The sequence below is a fragment of the Paraburkholderia acidiphila genome, assembly GCF_009789655.1.
Classification (GTDB): Bacteria; Pseudomonadota; Gammaproteobacteria; order Burkholderiales; family Burkholderiaceae; genus Paraburkholderia; species Paraburkholderia acidiphila.
On record NZ_CP046909.1, the window covers coordinates 2,902,741 to 2,918,041 of the forward strand.

Annotated in this window: 8 protein-coding genes, 6 tRNA genes and 3 rRNA genes; all 17 read right to left on the minus strand. The window is 57.4% G+C overall.

The window, feature by feature from the left end; genetic code table 11:
• Positions 1–7: 7 nt before the first annotated feature.
• The 17 genes from rpoB to FAZ97_RS13290 all read right to left on the minus strand — a co-directional run bounded on the left by rpoB (position 8) and on the right by FAZ97_RS13290 (position 15,195).
• Positions 8–4,114, minus strand: coding sequence for a DNA-directed RNA polymerase subunit beta (rpoB, locus tag FAZ97_RS13210; protein ID WP_158758797.1), 4,107 nt, complete (start codon positions 4,112–4,114; stop codon positions 8–10).
• A gap of 376 nt (positions 4,115–4,490) precedes the next feature.
• Entirely contained in the window at positions 4,491–4,865 is a 375-nt protein-coding gene (rplL, locus tag FAZ97_RS13215; RefSeq protein ID WP_027821097.1) for a 50S ribosomal protein L7/L12, read from the minus strand.
• A 75-nt stretch (positions 4,866–4,940) separates the two neighbouring features.
• The gene (gene rplJ / locus FAZ97_RS13220; protein WP_035534644.1) at positions 4,941–5,438 is read right to left on the minus strand and encodes a 50S ribosomal protein L10; all 498 of its coding nucleotides are present in this window, start codon (positions 5,436–5,438) and stop codon (positions 4,941–4,943) included.
• A 310-nt stretch (positions 5,439–5,748) separates the two neighbouring features.
• Complete coding sequence (gene rplA / locus FAZ97_RS13225; protein WP_158758798.1) at positions 5,749–6,444, minus strand: 50S ribosomal protein L1; 696 nt, start codon at positions 6,442–6,444, stop codon at positions 5,749–5,751.
• Positions 6,445–6,876, minus strand: a complete 432-nt coding sequence (gene rplK, locus FAZ97_RS13230; protein WP_027797945.1) for a 50S ribosomal protein L11 — start codon at positions 6,874–6,876, stop codon at positions 6,445–6,447. It lies immediately after the preceding gene.
• 191 nt (positions 6,877–7,067) lie between these two features.
• Entirely contained in the window at positions 7,068–7,625 is a 558-nt protein-coding gene (nusG, locus tag FAZ97_RS13235; protein WP_028208939.1) for a transcription termination/antitermination protein NusG, read from the minus strand.
• A gap of 1 nt (position 7,626) precedes the next feature.
• The gene (secE, locus tag FAZ97_RS13240) at positions 7,627–8,007 is read right to left on the minus strand and encodes a preprotein translocase subunit SecE (protein ID WP_028208940.1); all 381 of its coding nucleotides are present in this window, start codon (positions 8,005–8,007) and stop codon (positions 7,627–7,629) included.
• 37 nt (positions 8,008–8,044) lie between these two features.
• Positions 8,045–8,120 (minus strand) — tRNA-Trp (locus FAZ97_RS13245).
• Positions 8,121–8,190: 70 nt separating this feature from the next.
• A complete protein-coding gene (gene tuf / locus FAZ97_RS13250) occupies positions 8,191–9,381 on the minus strand; it encodes an elongation factor Tu (protein WP_028371383.1) in 1,191 nt (396 codons plus the stop codon).
• 109 nt (positions 9,382–9,490) lie between these two features.
• Positions 9,491–9,565 (minus strand) — tRNA-Thr (locus FAZ97_RS13255).
• Positions 9,566–9,597: 32 nt separating this feature from the next.
• Positions 9,598–9,671: transfer RNA gene (locus tag FAZ97_RS13260), tRNA-Gly, on the minus strand.
• A gap of 54 nt (positions 9,672–9,725) precedes the next feature.
• Positions 9,726–9,811: transfer RNA gene (locus FAZ97_RS13265), tRNA-Tyr, on the minus strand.
• A 143-nt stretch (positions 9,812–9,954) separates the two neighbouring features.
• Positions 9,955–10,068, minus strand: a 5S ribosomal RNA gene (gene rrf, locus FAZ97_RS13270).
• 170 nt (positions 10,069–10,238) lie between these two features.
• A 23S ribosomal RNA gene (locus FAZ97_RS13275) occupies positions 10,239–13,115 on the minus strand.
• Between the two features lie 288 nt (positions 13,116–13,403).
• A tRNA-Ala gene (locus tag FAZ97_RS13280) sits at positions 13,404–13,479 on the minus strand.
• 44 nt (positions 13,480–13,523) lie between these two features.
• A tRNA-Ile gene (locus tag FAZ97_RS13285) sits at positions 13,524–13,600 on the minus strand.
• A gap of 67 nt (positions 13,601–13,667) precedes the next feature.
• Positions 13,668–15,195 (minus strand): 16S ribosomal RNA (locus FAZ97_RS13290).
• Together the 16S, 23S and 5S rRNA genes with 5 tRNA genes alongside form the textbook arrangement of a ribosomal RNA operon.
• Positions 15,196–15,301 lie beyond the last annotated feature (106 nt).

Genomic DNA, 15,301 nt, shown 5'->3' on the forward strand with positions numbered 1-15,301 from the left:
AGTCCGATTAGTTGCGGTCGAGGTCGATGTCGATGCCGAGCGAGCGGATTTCCTTCACCAGCACATTGAAGGATTCCGGCATGCCCGCGTCGATCACGTGGTCGCCCTTGACGAGGTTCTCGTACACCTTCGTCCGGCCCGTCACGTCATCGGACTTCACCGTCAACATTTCCTGCAGCACATACGAAGCGCCATACGCTTCGAGCGCCCACACTTCCATTTCACCGAAGCGCTGACCACCGAATTGCGCCTTACCACCCAGCGGCTGCTGCGTCACGAGCGAGTACGGACCCGTCGAACGCGCGTGCATCTTGTCGTCGACAAGGTGGTGCAGCTTCAGGTAGTGCATGTAGCCCACGGTGACCGTACGCTCGAACATTTCGCCCGTGCGGCCGTCGTACAGACGCACCTGGTTCTTCGACGGCGTCATGCCGAGGTTCGTCGCGATGTCGTCCGGGAACGCCAGGTCGAGCATCTTCGACATTTCCTCTTCGGTCGCACCGTCGAACACCGGCGTTGCGAACGGCACGCCTTCGCGCAGGTTCTTCGCGAGTTCGAGGATCTCGTCGTCGCTGAAGCTGTCGAGGTCTTCCTTGTGGCCCGATTCGTTGTAGATCTTCGTGAGGAACTCACGCATCTCCGCAACCTTCGTCTGACGCGCGAGCATTTCGCCAATACGCCAGCCCAGACCCTTCGCGGCCCAACCGAGGTGCACTTCGAGAACCTGACCCACGTTCATCCGTGACGGCACGCCGAGCGGGTTCAGCACGACGTCTGCCGGACGGCCATCGGCCATGTACGGCATGTCTTCGATCGGAACGATCTTCGACACCACACCCTTGTTACCGTGACGGCCTGCCATCTTGTCGCCAGGCTGCAGACGGCGCTTCACCGCGAGGTACACCTTGACCATCTTCAGCACGCCCGGCGGCAGTTCGTCGCCTTGCGTGAGCTTCTTGCGCTTTTCTTCGAAGGCCAGATCGAACTGGTGACGCTTCTCTTCGATCGAGTTCTTGATCGCTTCGAGCTGCGCCGCTGCTTCTTCGTCCGCGAGGCGGATGTCGAACCAGTGGTAGTGATCCAGGTCTTCGAGGTACGCGCGCTCGATCTTCGTGCCCTTCGCGAGCTTCTTCGGACCGCCGTTCGCGACCTTGCCTTCGAGCATACGTGCGAGACGCTGGAACGCGTCGCCTTCCACGATACGCAGCTGGTCGTTCAGGTCGAGGCGATAGCGCTTCAGTTCATCGTCGATGATCTGTTGTGCACGCTTGTCGCGCTGGATGCCTTCACGCGTGAACACCTGCACGTCGATGACCGTGCCGCTCATGCCCGAGGGCACGCGCAGCGACGTATCCTTCACGTCCGAAGCCTTCTCGCCGAAGATCGCGCGCAGCAGCTTTTCTTCCGGCGTGAGCTGGGTTTCGCCCTTCGGCGTGACCTTGCCCACGAGCACGTCGCCCGCTTCCACTTCCGCGCCGATGTACACGATGCCCGACTCGTCGAGACGGCCAAGCTGCACTTCCGCGAGGTTCGAAATGTCGCGCGTGATTTCTTCCGGTCCGAGCTTCGTGTCGCGTGCAACGACATTCAGTTCTTCGATGTGGATCGACGTGTAACGGTCGTCAGCAACCACCTTCTCCGAGATCAGAATCGAGTCTTCGAAGTTGTAGCCATTCCACGGCATGAACGCGATCAGCATGTTCTGGCCGAGCGCGAGCTCGCCCAGATCCGTCGATGCGCCGTCAGCCAGCACGTCGCCGCGCGCAACCTTGTCGCCCATCTTCACGATCGGACGCTGGTTGATGTTCGTGTTCTGGTTCGAACGCGTGTACTTGATGAGGTTGTAGATGTCGACGCCAACTTCACCGGCGACAGCTTCATCGTCGTTCACGCGAATCACGATACGGCCGGCGTCGACGTAGTCGACCACGCCGCCACGCAGTGCCTGAACCGTCGTACCCGAGTCGACCGCAACCGTACGCTCGATACCCGTACCGACGACCGGCTTTTCCGGACGCAGGCAAGGCACGGCCTGACGCTGCATGTTCGAGCCCATCAGTGCACGGTTCGCGTCATCGTGCTCGAGGAACGGAATCAGCGAAGCTGCAACCGAGACGATCTGCGACGGCGCCACGTCCATGTACTGGATGCGGTCCGGCGTGACCATCAGCGTTTCACCCGCTTCACGCGACGACACGAGTTCGTCGGTCAGTGTGCCGTCTTCGGCCACGGCCGCGTTCGCCTGAGCGATCACGTAACGGCCTTCTTCGATCGCCGACAGGTAGTCGATCTGGTCGGTCACCTTGCCGTCTGCCACTTTGCGATACGGCGTTTCGAGGAAGCCGTATTCGTTCAGGTGCGCATACAGTGCGAGCGAGTTGATCAGACCGATGTTCGGACCTTCCGGCGTTTCAATCGGGCACACACGGCCATAGTGGGTCGGGTGCACGTCGCGGACTTCAAAGCCTGCGCGCTCACGCGTCAGACCGCCCGGGCCCAGTGCGGAAACACGACGCTTGTGCGTGATTTCCGAGAGCGGGTTGGTCTGGTCCATGAACTGCGACAGCTGCGACGAACCGAAGAACTCGCGAATCGCCGACGAAATCGGCTTCGAGTTGATCAGGTCGTGCGGCATCAGGTTTTCGCTTTCGGCCTGGCCGAGGCGTTCCTTGACTGCACGTTCGACACGCACGAGACCTGCGCGGAACTGGTTTTCCGCGAGTTCGCCGACGCAACGCACGCGACGGTTGCCCAAGTGGTCGATGTCGTCGACTTCGCCCTTGCCGTTGCGCAGCTCGACGAGGATCTTGATCGTCGCGAGGATGTCGTCGTCCTGCAGCGTCATCGGGCCGACGATTTCGTCACGGCCCACGCGGCGGTTGAACTTCATACGACCCACCTTCGAGAGGTCGTACGCTTCTTCGCTGTAGAACAGGCGGTTGAACAGCGCCTCGACCGCTTCTTCGGTCGGCGGCTCGCCCGGACGCATCATGCGGTAGATCGCGATGCGCGCGGCCATCTTGTCGGCGGTTTCGTCGATACGCAGCGTCGACGAGATGTACGGACCCTGGTCCAGATCGTTCGTGTAGAGCGTCTGGATGTCCTTGATCTTCGCTTCGCGCAGCTTCTCGAGCACGCTTTCCGTGATCTCGTCGTTCGCGTTCGCGATCACTTCGCCCGTGTCGCCGTCGACGACGTTCTTCGCGAGAACGCGGCCGAGCAGATAATCTTCGGGAACCGAAATGTACGTCGTCTTCGCGGTTTCGAGGTCGCGAATGTGCTTCGCGTTGATCCGCTTGTCCTTCTGGACGATGACCTTGCCTTCGCGATCGCTGATGTCGAAGCGCGCGACTTCACCGCGCAGACGCTCCGGCACGAACTCCATCTGCGCGCCTTCCGGCATCAGCGTGAAGTTGTCGAATACGAAGAAGTTCGCGAGGATCTGTTCCGGCGTGAGGCCGATAGCCTTCAGCAGGATCGTGACCGGCATCTTGCGGCGACGGTCGACGCGGAAGTACAGCACGTCCTTCGGGTCGAACTCGAAGTCGAGCCACGAACCGCGGTAAGGAATGATACGTGCCGAGAACAGGAGCTTGCCCGAGCTGTGCGTCTTGCCCTTGTCGTGTTCGAAGAACACGCCAGGCGAGCGGTGCAGCTGCGAGACGATGACACGTTCGGTGCCGTTGATAACGAACGAACCGGTCGGCGTCATGAGCGGAATTTCGCCCATGTACACTTCCTGTTCCTTCACTTCCTTTACGACCGGCTTGCTCGGCGATTCCTTGTCGAGCAGGACGAGACGGACCTTGGCGCGCAGCGCCGAGCAGTACGTCAAACCGCGTTGCTGACATTCCTTGATGTTGAATGCCGGCGACGACAGCATGTAGCTGACGAACTCTAGACGAGCAAAGCCGTTATGGGAAACAATAGGAAAAACGGACGAAAACGCTGCCTGCAGACCTTCCGGTTTGCGTTGAGCGGTCGCCGTTTCTGCTTGCAGGAAAGTGCTGAATGATTCAAGCTGGGTAGCCAGCAGGAAAGGAACCTGGTGAACGATGGGGCGTTTCGCGAAACTCTTGCGAATACGCTTCTTCTCGGTGAAGGAATAGTGCATACGATCTCCGAATCACGGCGGGTAGGACGACCCGAGTGTTCACCGACTGAGACCCGATGGCTTCGCGAGCCCTGGAAGCTTGGTGGTTGGCCTCTACCAACCGCTGGCTGACGGCAACGGATTTCGGCTTGTCATAACTTGCCCGCTGCCCGACCAAACTTGCCTTCTGCAGTCGCTTCAGAAGACAAAGAGAAGCGTCGTGCGCACAGATGGTGCCCTTGGGGCCCTCACCCGGCGAAAGACGTTTTTCTTTGGCTTCTGGGTCCCGCATCCCGCCTCCGACTTCTAAAAAATCGAACACAAAAACGCAGAACCCACAAAGCACAAAAAGGCCGGCGGTGTAAAAACCGCCAGCCTTCGCACAGCGCGCTGAAACTTACTTGATTTCAGCCTTCGCGCCGGCTTCTTCCAGCTTCTTCTTCGCTTCTTCAGCAGCAGCCTTGGGCACCGCTTCCTTCACGGGCTTCGGTGCACCGTCGACCAGGTCCTTCGCTTCCTTCAGGCCGAGACCCGTCAGTTCACGAACGGCCTTAATGACCGAAACCTTGTTCGCGCCTGCTTCAAGCAGGTTGACCGTGAATTCGGTCTGCTCTTCAGCAGCAGCAGCAGCGCCGCCGCCTGCCGGGCCAGCGACTGCCACAGCAGCTGCCGACACGCCAAACTTTTCTTCGAATGCCTTGACCAGTTCGTTCAGTTCGAGAACCGACATCGAGCCAACGGCTTCGAGGATGTCTTCTTTTGCGATTGCCATTTGAAATTACTCCAGATTTGAATTCGGAAACAGCTAGCGATCTTCGCTCGCTCTTGCTTGTTCGCCTGCTTGAACTTAAGCAGCTTCTGCTTGCTTCTTCTCTGCCAGCGCGGCGAGTGCACGCGCGAAGCCGGAGACAGGAGCTTGCATAACGAACAGCAGCTTCGAGAGCAGTTCTTCGCGGCTCGGGATGTTGGCCAGCGCTTGCACGCCTGCCACGTCCATCACCTTGCCTTCGTAGGAACCAGCCTTGATGACCAACTTGTCATTGCTCTTCGCGAAGTCATTGACGACCTTCGCTGCAGCAATTGCATCTTCCGAGATGCCGTAGATCAGGGGGCCAGTCATCTGCTCTGCCAGCGGAGCAAACGGGGTACCTTCGACAGCGCGACGCGCCAGCGTGTTCTTCAACACGCGCAGGTACACCTGCTGCTCACGCGCTTTCGCGCGCAGCTTGGTCAGATCGCCAACCGCGATTCCACGATACTCGGCCAGCACCATGGTCTGAGCCTTCGCGACTTGCGCGGAGACTTCAGCCACGACGGCCTGCTTACCTTCTTTGTTCAGTGGCACGGTTAACCTCCAGATTCGACACACTTGGCTTTCGCTACATGTGCCGCGTTCAACAACGGCGACCGACCAGTCCGGAGTAAATCAGCTTGCATCGTCAGGCGTTACCACCTGCATCCGCTCACATCAGCACTTCAAAACCTTTTCGGGTTCGCCATCTGCGTTGGCTTTGCATTAAGGAAGCGCCCGACTGCTGCACCTCCGCCAACGGTCTTTGACAACCGGTTGCACCGCGCAGACTGCCGCTGCACAACCGCCCAAAGCCCTTTAAATCCGCGCTGCTGTCTTTTCAAACCTCAGCGCGGCAAAACTATTACGCTGCGAGCGACGTTTGGTCGACGCGAACGCCAACGCCCATTGTGCTCGAGACAGCGATCTTGCGCAGGTACACGCCCTTGCTCGTTGCCGGCTTCGCCTTGGTCAGCGCTTCGAGGAGCGCGTCCAGGTTGCTGCGCAGCGCGGTCGGCTCGAACGATGCACGGCCGATCGTCGCGTGAATGATACCGGCCTTGTCGACACGGAATTGCACCTGACCAGCCTTCGCGTTCTTGACCGCGGTCGCCACGTCCGGCGTCACGGTGCCGACCTTCGGGTTCGGCATGAGGCCACGCGGGCCGAGGATCTGACCGAGCGTACCGACAACGCGCATCGTGTCCGGCGAAGCGATCACGATGTCGAAGTTCAGGTTGCCGCCCTTGATCTGTTCAGCCAGGTCTTCCATACCGACGATTTCTGCGCCAGCTGCCTTAGCTTGTTCAGCCTTTTCGCCCTGTGCGAACACAGCGACGCGAACCGACTTACCCGTACCTGCCGGCAGAACGACCGAACCACGAACGACCTGGTCCGACTTCTTCGCATCGATGCCGAGCTGCACTGCAACGTCGATCGACTCGTCAAACTTGGCCGTGGCGCATTCCTTCACGAGCGACAGTGCGTCGCCGATCGGATATTGCTTCTGGCGGTCGATCTTGGCAGCGAGTGCCTTTTGACGCTTGGAAATCTTAGCCATTTACACGCCCTCCACGACAATGCCCATCGAGCGGGCGCTACCAGCGATCGTGCGGACCGCTGCGTCCATATCGGCTGCCGTGAGGTCCGGCATCTTGGTCTTGGCGATTTCCTCGGCTTGCGCGCGGGTAATCGTAGCAACCTTGTCGGTGTGCGGCTTGGCCGAACCCTTGTCGACCTTCGCTGCCTTCTTGATCAGAACCGTAGCCGGCGGCGTCTTCAGGATGAACGTGAAGCTCTTGTCCGCGAATGCCGTGATCACGACCGGAACCGGCAGACCCGGTTCCATGGCTTGAGTCTGCGCGTTGAACGCCTTGCAGAACTCCATGATGTTCAGGCCGCGTTGACCCAGTGCCGGACCGACCGGCGGCGACGGATTGGCTTTACCTGCAGGAATCTGCAGCTTGATAAAGCCGATGATTTTCTTTGCCATGTTGAAAACCTCTTTGGAACGCGTGAGCGTTCTGGTGAGTGGTAGCGCGCGTTCACCACAATCTTCGCTGTGCCAACTGCTTTGGCGACATCTACAGCCGACTGGACTACTGGCGCTCCTCTACGGCCATAACGCGGACCATAAGCGCGGAAAAACGGATCGCACCAGAGGCGCGATCCGTAGTATTCGATTTACAGCTTTTCGACCTGGCCGAATTCGAGTTCGACCGGTGTGGCGCGACCGAAAATGGTGACAGAGACCCGGACGCGCGACTTTTCGTAGTTGACTTCTTCGACGCTGCCGTTGAAGTCCGTGAACGGACCTTCCTTCACGCGGACCATCTCACCGACTTCGAACAGGGTCTTGGGGCGCGGCTTCTCAACGCCTTCCTGCATCTGCGACATGATCTTTTCGACTTCGCGCGGCGAAATCGGGCTCGGGCGATTACGCGCCCCGCCGACGAAACCGGTCACCTTTGCCGTGTTCTTCACGAGGTGCCACGTTTCGTCCGTCATTTCCATCTCAACCAGGACATAGCCCGGGAAGAAACGACGTTCGGTCACCGATTTGTGACCACCCTTCACCTCGACCACTTCTTCAGTCGGAACGAGGATCTGGCCAAACTTGTCTTGCATGCCAGCACGTTCGATGCGCTCCTGAAGCGCACGCTGCACGCTCTTCTCCATGCCGGAGTAGGCGTGCACCACATACCAACGTTTTCCGCTCGGGGATGCCGGTGTATCGCTCATATCATTTCCAACCCAGAATCGCCGAGAAAATCACCCACTCGATGGACTTGTCGCAAACCCACAGAATGATGGCCATTGCCAGCACAAAACCGAAGACCACCAGCGTCGTTTGCGTGGCCTCTTTGCGAGTCGGCCAGACGACCTTGCGAACTTCCTTGTACGAGTCTTTGGCAAACGCGATGAAGCTCTTGCCGGGCGCCGAGAGAAGACCGACTACCACCCCCGCGATCACGCCCACTGCGAGCGCTGCACCGCGGACATACCACTCCTGGCTACCGAGCCAGTAGAAACCTACGAACCCGGCCACAACCAACAATACGCCCGCCGCAAGCATCAGCTTGTCGCTGGAAGTATTAACAGTTTCGACGGAAGGATTCGCCATAACACCTTAAAGAACAACGCGCCGAAGCGCGAGAAGTTGGCAGGGGCAGAGGGAATCGAACCCCCAACCTTCGGTTTTGGAGACCGACGCTCTGCCAGTTGAGCTATACCCCTAAACCATTTTGGGGTTGGCGGCATCGCCAACCCCGAAACCACTTAGTCGATCACCGAGACTGGCAAAAACTTACTCGATGATCTTTGCAACCACGCCGGCGCCGACGGTACGGCCACCTTCGCGGATTGCGAAGCGCAGACCTTCTTCCATCGCGATCGGAGCGATCAGCTTCACCGTGATCGACACGTTGTCGCCCGGCATGACCATTTCCTTGTCCTTCGGCAGCTCGATCGAGCCCGTCACGTCCGTCGTACGGAAGTAGAACTGCGGACGGTAGTTGTTGAAGAACGGCGTGTGACGGCCGCCTTCGTCCTTGCTCAGCACGTACACTTCAGCCGTGAAGTGCGTGTGCGGCGTGATCGAACCCGGCTTCGCCAGAACCTGGCCACGCTCCACGTCTTCACGCTTCGTGCCGCGCAGCAGGATACCAACGTTGTCGCCTGCCTGACCCTGGTCGAGCAGCTTGCGGAACATTTCCACGCCCGTGCAGGTCGTCTTCACCGTCGGCTTGATACCGACGATTTCGATTTCCTCGCCGACCTTGACGATGCCGCGCTCAACGCGACCCGTCACCACCGTGCCGCGACCCGAGATCGAGAACACGTCTTCCACCGGCATCAGGAACGCGCCGTCAACCGCGCGCTCCGGCGTCGGGATGTACGTGTCCAGTGCGTCGGCCAGGTTCATGATCGCCACTTCACCCAGTTCGCCCTTGTCGCCTTCCAGCGCCAGCTTGGCCGAACCCTTGATGATCGGCGTGTCGTCGCCCGGGAAGTCGTACTTCGACAGGAGTTCGCGCACTTCCATTTCGACCAGCTCGAGCAGCTCGGCGTCGTCGACCATGTCGCACTTGTTCAGGAACACGATGATGTAAGGCACGCCAACCTGACGGGCGAGCAGGATGTGCTCACGCGTTTGCGGCATCGGACCGTCAGCGGCCGAGCACACCAGGATTGCGCCGTCCATCTGTGCCGCGCCCGTGATCATGTTCTTCACGTAGTCAGCGTGGCCCGGGCAGTCGACGTGTGCGTAGTGGCGGTTAGCCGTTTCGTACTCGACGTGCGCGGTGTTGATGGTAATACCACGTGCCTTTTCTTCCGGCGCGGCGTCGATCTGGTCGTACGCCTTCGCTTCGCCGCCGAACTTCGCGGTCAGAACCGTCGTGATCGCTGCCGTCAGCGTGGTCTTGCCGTGGTCAACGTGACCGATCGTGCCCACGTTCACGTGCGGCTTGGTCCGCTCAAACTTACCCTTGGCCATTTTCGACTCCTAAGAGGATTTTTCCGTACGTTGCGCGGGGCGCGCAAACAATCACTGGCTTGCTGCTGCCTGCTCGATGCGAGGCTTCTAAGGCCCGCTAGATACCGGCTGGTGCCCATGGGCAGGATCGAACTGCCGACCTCTCCCTTACCAAGGGAGTGCTCTACCACTGAGCCACATGGGCGAAAACTGCTCTGAACCGCTTTATTGCTTCGCTGGAGCGGGTGAAGGGAATCGAACCCTCGTCGTAAGCTTGGAAGGCTTCTGCTCTACCATTGAGCTACACCCGCGAGGTTCGCCGGCTTGTTACCACTGCCGGCCCGACACTTACTACAGCTGAATTCTGGTGGAGGAGGTTGGATTCGAACCAACGTAGGCGTAAGCCAACAGATTTACAGTCTGCCCCCTTTAGCCACTCGGGCACCCCTCCGTAGAGAACTGATGATTATGGGGGAACATCCGAATCGTGTCAAGCACTTTGTTCGGCGCCGATCCCACAACGCTCTCACTTATAGGGAGAGCGGAAAAGCAAAAACCCCGGCTTTTTAGGGCCGGGGTTTCGCTTGTAGAGGAGCCTGACGATTACCTACTTTCACACGGGCAATCCGCACTATCATCGGCGTGGAGCTGTTTCACGGTCCTGTTCGGGATGGGAAGGGGTGGGACCAGCTCGCTATGGTCATCAGGCATGACGGGTTGCTGCGTCGCGCGGGTTCTGGTGAACCTGGCGCCACAGCCAATCGGGAAGAAGCGTAAAGAGGTGTTGCTGAATTGGGGTTGTGTTGTTTCTGGCACAACACCGATCTCTCAACCTGTGCGTCCTGCTCTCCACTGCGGGAGCGAGGCACACCTGTTATAGGATCAAGCCTTACGGGCAATTAGTATCAGTTAGCTTAACGCATTACTGCGCTTCCACACCTGACCTATCAACGTCCTGGTCTCGAACGACCCTTCAAGGGGATCTAGTCCCCGGGGAAGTCTCATCTTGAGGCGAGTTTCCCGCTTAGATGCTTTCAGCGGTTATCTCTTCCGAACATAGCTACCCGGCGATGCGACTGGCGTCACAACCGGTACACCAGAGGTTCGTCCACTCCGGTCCTCTCGTACTAGGAGCAGGCCCCCTCAAACTTCCAGCGCCCACGGCAGATAGGGACCAAACTGTCTCACGACGTTTTAAACCCAGCTCACGTACCTCTTTAAATGGCGAACAGCCATACCCTTGGGACCGGCTACAGCCCCAGGATGAGATGAGCCGACATCGAGGTGCCAAACACCGCCGTCGATATGAACTCTTGGGCGGTATCAGCCTGTTATCCCCAGAGTACCTTTTATCCGTTGAGCGATGGCCCTTCCATACAGAACCACCGGATCACTATGACCTGCTTTCGCACCTGTTCGACTTGTGGGTCTCACAGTCAAGCACGCTTATGCCATTGCACTATCAGCACGATTTCCGACCGTACCTAGCGTACCTTCGTACTCCTCCGTTACCCTTTGGGAGGAGACCGCCCCAGTCAAACTGCCTACCATGCACTGTCCCCGATCCGGATCACGGACCAAGGTTAGAACCTCAAACAGATCAGGGTGGTATTTCAAGGACGGCTCCACGGAAACTAGCGTTCCCGCTTCACAGCCTCCCACCTATCCTACACAAACCGGTTCAAAGTCCAATGCAAAGCTACAGTAAAGGTTCATGGGGTCTTTCCGTCTAGCCGCGGGGAGATTGCATCATCACAAACACTTCAACTTCGCTGAGTCTCGGGAGGAGACAGTGTGGCCATCGTTACGCCATTCGTGCAGGTCGGAACTTACCCGACAAGGAATTTCGCTACCTTAGGACCGTTATAGTTACGGCCGCCGTTTACCGGGACTTCAATCAAGAGCTTGCACCCCATCATTTAATCTTCCGGCACCGGGCAGGCGTCACACCCTATACGTCCACTTTCGTGTTTGCAGAGTGCTGTGTTTTTATTAAACAGTCGCAGCCACCAGTTTATTGCAACCCCTTCACCCTTCTGGCGCAAGCCAGTCAAGCTACCGTGGCGTACCTTATCCCGAAGTTACGGTACCAATTTGCCGAGTTCCTTCTCCCGAGTTCTCTCAAGCGCCTTAGAATACTCATCTCGCCCACCTGTGTCGGTTTGCGGTACGGTCACTGTGAAACTGAAGCTTAGAGGCTTTTCTTGGAACCACTTCCAGTTGCTTCTTCACCTAAGTGAATGGCCTCGCACCCTTGAATTCCGCGCCCGGATTTGCCAAAGCGCCTTCTCCAATGCAAGGACCGGGACTTCCAACACCCGGACAACCTTCCGCGATCCGTCCCCCCATCGCATTTCACAATGGTGCAGGAATATTGACCTGCTTCCCATCAGCTACGCATTTCTGCCTCGCCTTAGGGGCCGACTCACCCTACGCCGATGAACGTTGCGTAGGAAACCTTGGGCTTACGGCGAGGGGGCCTTTCACCCCCTTTATCGCTACTCATGTCAGCATTCGCACTTCCGATACCTCCAGCACGCTTTTCAACGCACCTTCGCAGGCTTACGGAACGCTCTCCTACCATGCACATAAATGTGCATCCGCAGCTTCGGTATATGGCTTAGCCCCGTTACATCTTCCGCGCAGGACGACTCGATCAGTGAGCTATTACGCTTTCTTTAAAGGGTGGCTGCTTCTAAGCCAACCTCCTGACTGTTTTAGCCTTCCCACTTCGTTTCCCACTTAGCCATATTTGGGGACCTTAGCTGGCGGTCTGGGTTGTTTCCCTCTTGACACCGGACGTTAGCACCCGATGTCTGTCTCCCGTGATTGCACTCTTCGGTATTCGGAGTTTGCTATGGCGACGTAATCCGCAATGGACCCATCAACCATGACAGTGCTCTACCCCCGAAGGTGATACACGAGGCACTACCTAAATAGTTTTCGGAGAGAACCAGCTATTTCCAGGTTTGTTTAGCCTTTCACCCCTATCCACAGCTCATCCCCTAACTTTTCAACGTTAGTGGGTTCGGTCCTCCAGCACGTGTTACCGTGCCTTCAACCCGCCATGGATAGATCACGGTTTCGGGTCTACACCCAGCGACTGGACGCCCTGTTCGGACTCGCTTTCGCTACGCCTGCCCTATTCGGTTAAGCTTGCCACTGAATGTAAGTCGCTGACCCATTATACAAAAGGTACGCCGTCACCCCTTGCGAGGCTCCGACTGTTTGTATGCATGCGGTTTCAGGATCTGTTTCACTCCCCTCCCGGGGTTCTTTTCGCCTTTCCCTCACGGTACTGGTTCACTATCGGTCGATCACGAGTATTTAGCCTTGGAGGATGGTCCCCCCATCTTCAGACAGGATTTCACGTGTCCCGCCCTACTTGTCGCATACCTAGTTCTTCCATTCCGCCTTCGCCTACGGGGCTATCACCCACTATGGCCGCACTTTCCAGAGCGTTCGGCTGACGGTACAGATAAAGAATGCAGGCTGGTCCCATTTCGCTCGCCACTACTTTGGGAATCTCGGTTGATTTCTTTTCCTGCGGTTACTTAGATGTTTCAGTTCACCGCGTTCGCTTCACATGACCTATGTATTCAGTCATGGATACTCCATTCGGAGTGGGTTTCCCCATTCGGACATCTACGGATCAAAGCTTGTTTGCCAGCTCCCCGTAGCTTTTCGCAGGCTACCGCGTCCTTCATCGCCTGTGATCGCCAAGGCATCCACCACATGCACTTGTTCGCTTGACCCTATAACGGGTGTGTCTCTTCCGATTCACATCCGCTACAGGTTGAGTATTCGTGTTGCGCCGTATTTCAAGGCAATCTTTCGATCACTTAAAAATACATTGATACAATCACAACCCTGATTCACCTACTCATGCCCATCTCTAGACATTTTTGGATGAATCTCTTTACTACTTCTTCCTGATTGTTAAAGAACGACAGCCGATACGTTTTCACATACCGCTCTGACTGGCTCAATCGCCAATGCGTAATCCCCGGTTTGTGTTTCACCGGACACTAGGCATTGAGGATTGGTGGAGGATGACGGGATCGAACCGACGACCCCCTGCTTGCAAAGCAGGTGCTCTCCCAGCTGAGCTAATCCCCCAGTCACACATACTCGAGGGATCATTTCGCCTTATGCAGACAAAGTGGTGGGTCTGGATGGATTCGAACCATCGACCCCCGCCTTATCAAGACGGTGCTCTAACCGACTGAGCTACAGACCCCTGAGTCTGTCTTTCTTACAGCCGACAAGTGTGAGCGCTTAAAACGCGTGTGAGCGATGAGCTCTGGAAAGGAGGTGATCCAGCCGCACCTTCCGATACGGCTACCTTGTTACGACTTCACCCCAGTCATGAATCCTGCCGTGGTGACCGTCCTCCTTGCGGTTAGACTAGCCACTTCTGGCAAAACCCACTCCCATGGTGTGACGGGCGGTGTGTACAAGACCCGGGAACGTATTCACCGCGGCATGCTGATCCGCGATTACTAGCGATTCCAGCTTCACGCAGTCGAGTTGCAGACTGCGATCCGGACTACGATCGGTTTTCTGGGATTGGCTCCACCTCGCGGCTTGGCAACCCTCTGTTCCGACCATTGTATGACGTGTGAAGCCCTACCCATAAGGGCCATGAGGACTTGACGTCATCCCCACCTTCCTCCGGTTTGTCACCGGCAGTCTCCCTGGAGTGCTCTTGCGTAGCAACTAGGGACAAGGGTTGCGCTCGTTGCGGGACTTAACCCAACATCTCACGACACGAGCTGACGACAGCCATGCAGCACCTGTGTTACGGCTCCCTTTCGGGCACTCCCACCTCTCAGCAGGATTCCGTACATGTCAAGGGTAGGTAAGGTTTTTCGCGTTGCATCGAATTAATCCACATCATCCACCGCTTGTGCGGGTCCCCGTCAATTCCTTTGAGTTTTAATCTTGCGACCGTACTCCCCAGGCGGTCAACTTCACGCGTTAGCTACGTTACCAAGCCAATGAAGGCCCGACAACCAGTTGACATCGTTTAGGGCGTGGACTACCAGGGTATCTAATCCTGTTTGCTCCCCACGCTTTCGTGCATGAGCGTCAGTATTGGCCCAGGGGGCTGCCTTCGCCATCGGTATTCCTCCACATCTCTACGCATTTCACTGCTACACGTGGAATTCTACCCCCCTCTGCCATACTCCAGCGATGCAGTCACCAATGCAGTTCCCAGGTTAAGCCCGGGGATTTCACATCGGTCTTACATCACCGCCTGCGCACGCTTTACGCCCAGTAATTCCGATTAACGCTCGCACCCTACGTATTACCGCGGCTGCTGGCACGTAGTTAGCCGGTGCTTATTCTTCCGGTACCGTCATCCCCCTGAGGTATTAACCCAAAGGATTTCTTTCCGGACAAAAGTGCTTTACAACCCGAAGGCCTTCTTCACACACGCGGCATTGCTGGATCAGGCTTTCGCCCATTGTCCAAAATTCCCCACTGCTGCCTCCCGTAGGAGTCTGGGCCGTGTCTCAGTCCCAGTGTGGCTGGTCGTCCTCTCAGACCAGCTACGGATCGTCGCCTTGGTGGGCCTTTACCCCACCAACTAGCTAATCCGCCATCGGCCCCTATAGCGCGAGGCCCGAAGGTCCCCGCTTTCATCCGTAGATCGTATGCGGTATTAATCCGGCTTTCGCCGGGCTATCCCCACTACTGGACACGTTCCGATGTATTACTCACCCGTTCGCCACTCGCCACCAGGTGCAAGCACCCGTGCTGCCGTTCGACTTGCATGTGTAAGGCATGCCGCCAGCGTTCAATCTGAGCCAGGATCAAACTCTTCAGTTTAAACCTGTTACTGTTTTCGGTTCTCTCGAACCGGTCGCTCACTCAAAGCTGACAGGAATTTGAATTACTTCAAAAACCTGACTTACTTTAGTGTGAGACTCTTGAT

What these genes read in the sequence shown, in the direction of transcription:
- secE (WP_028208940.1), bottom strand. Translation starts at nt 8,007, where the DNA reads ATGGCGAATCCTTCCGTCGAAACTGTTAATACTTCCAGCGACAAGCTG.
- nusG (WP_028208939.1), bottom strand. Translation starts at nt 7,625, where the DNA reads ATGAGCGATACACCGGCATCCCCGAGCGGAAAACGTTGGTATGTGGTG.
- rplL (WP_027821097.1), bottom strand. Translation starts at nt 4,865, where the DNA reads ATGGCAATCGCAAAAGAAGACATCCTCGAAGCCGTTGGCTCGATGTCG.
- tuf (WP_028371383.1), bottom strand. Translation starts at nt 9,381, where the DNA reads ATGGCCAAGGGTAAGTTTGAGCGGACCAAGCCGCACGTGAACGTGGGC.
- rpoB (WP_158758797.1), bottom strand. Translation starts at nt 4,114, where the DNA reads ATGCACTATTCCTTCACCGAGAAGAAGCGTATTCGCAAGAGTTTCGCG.
- rplA (WP_158758798.1), bottom strand. Translation starts at nt 6,444, where the DNA reads ATGGCTAAGATTTCCAAGCGTCAAAAGGCACTCGCTGCCAAGATCGAC.
- rplK (WP_027797945.1), bottom strand. Translation starts at nt 6,876, where the DNA reads ATGGCAAAGAAAATCATCGGCTTTATCAAGCTGCAGATTCCTGCAGGT.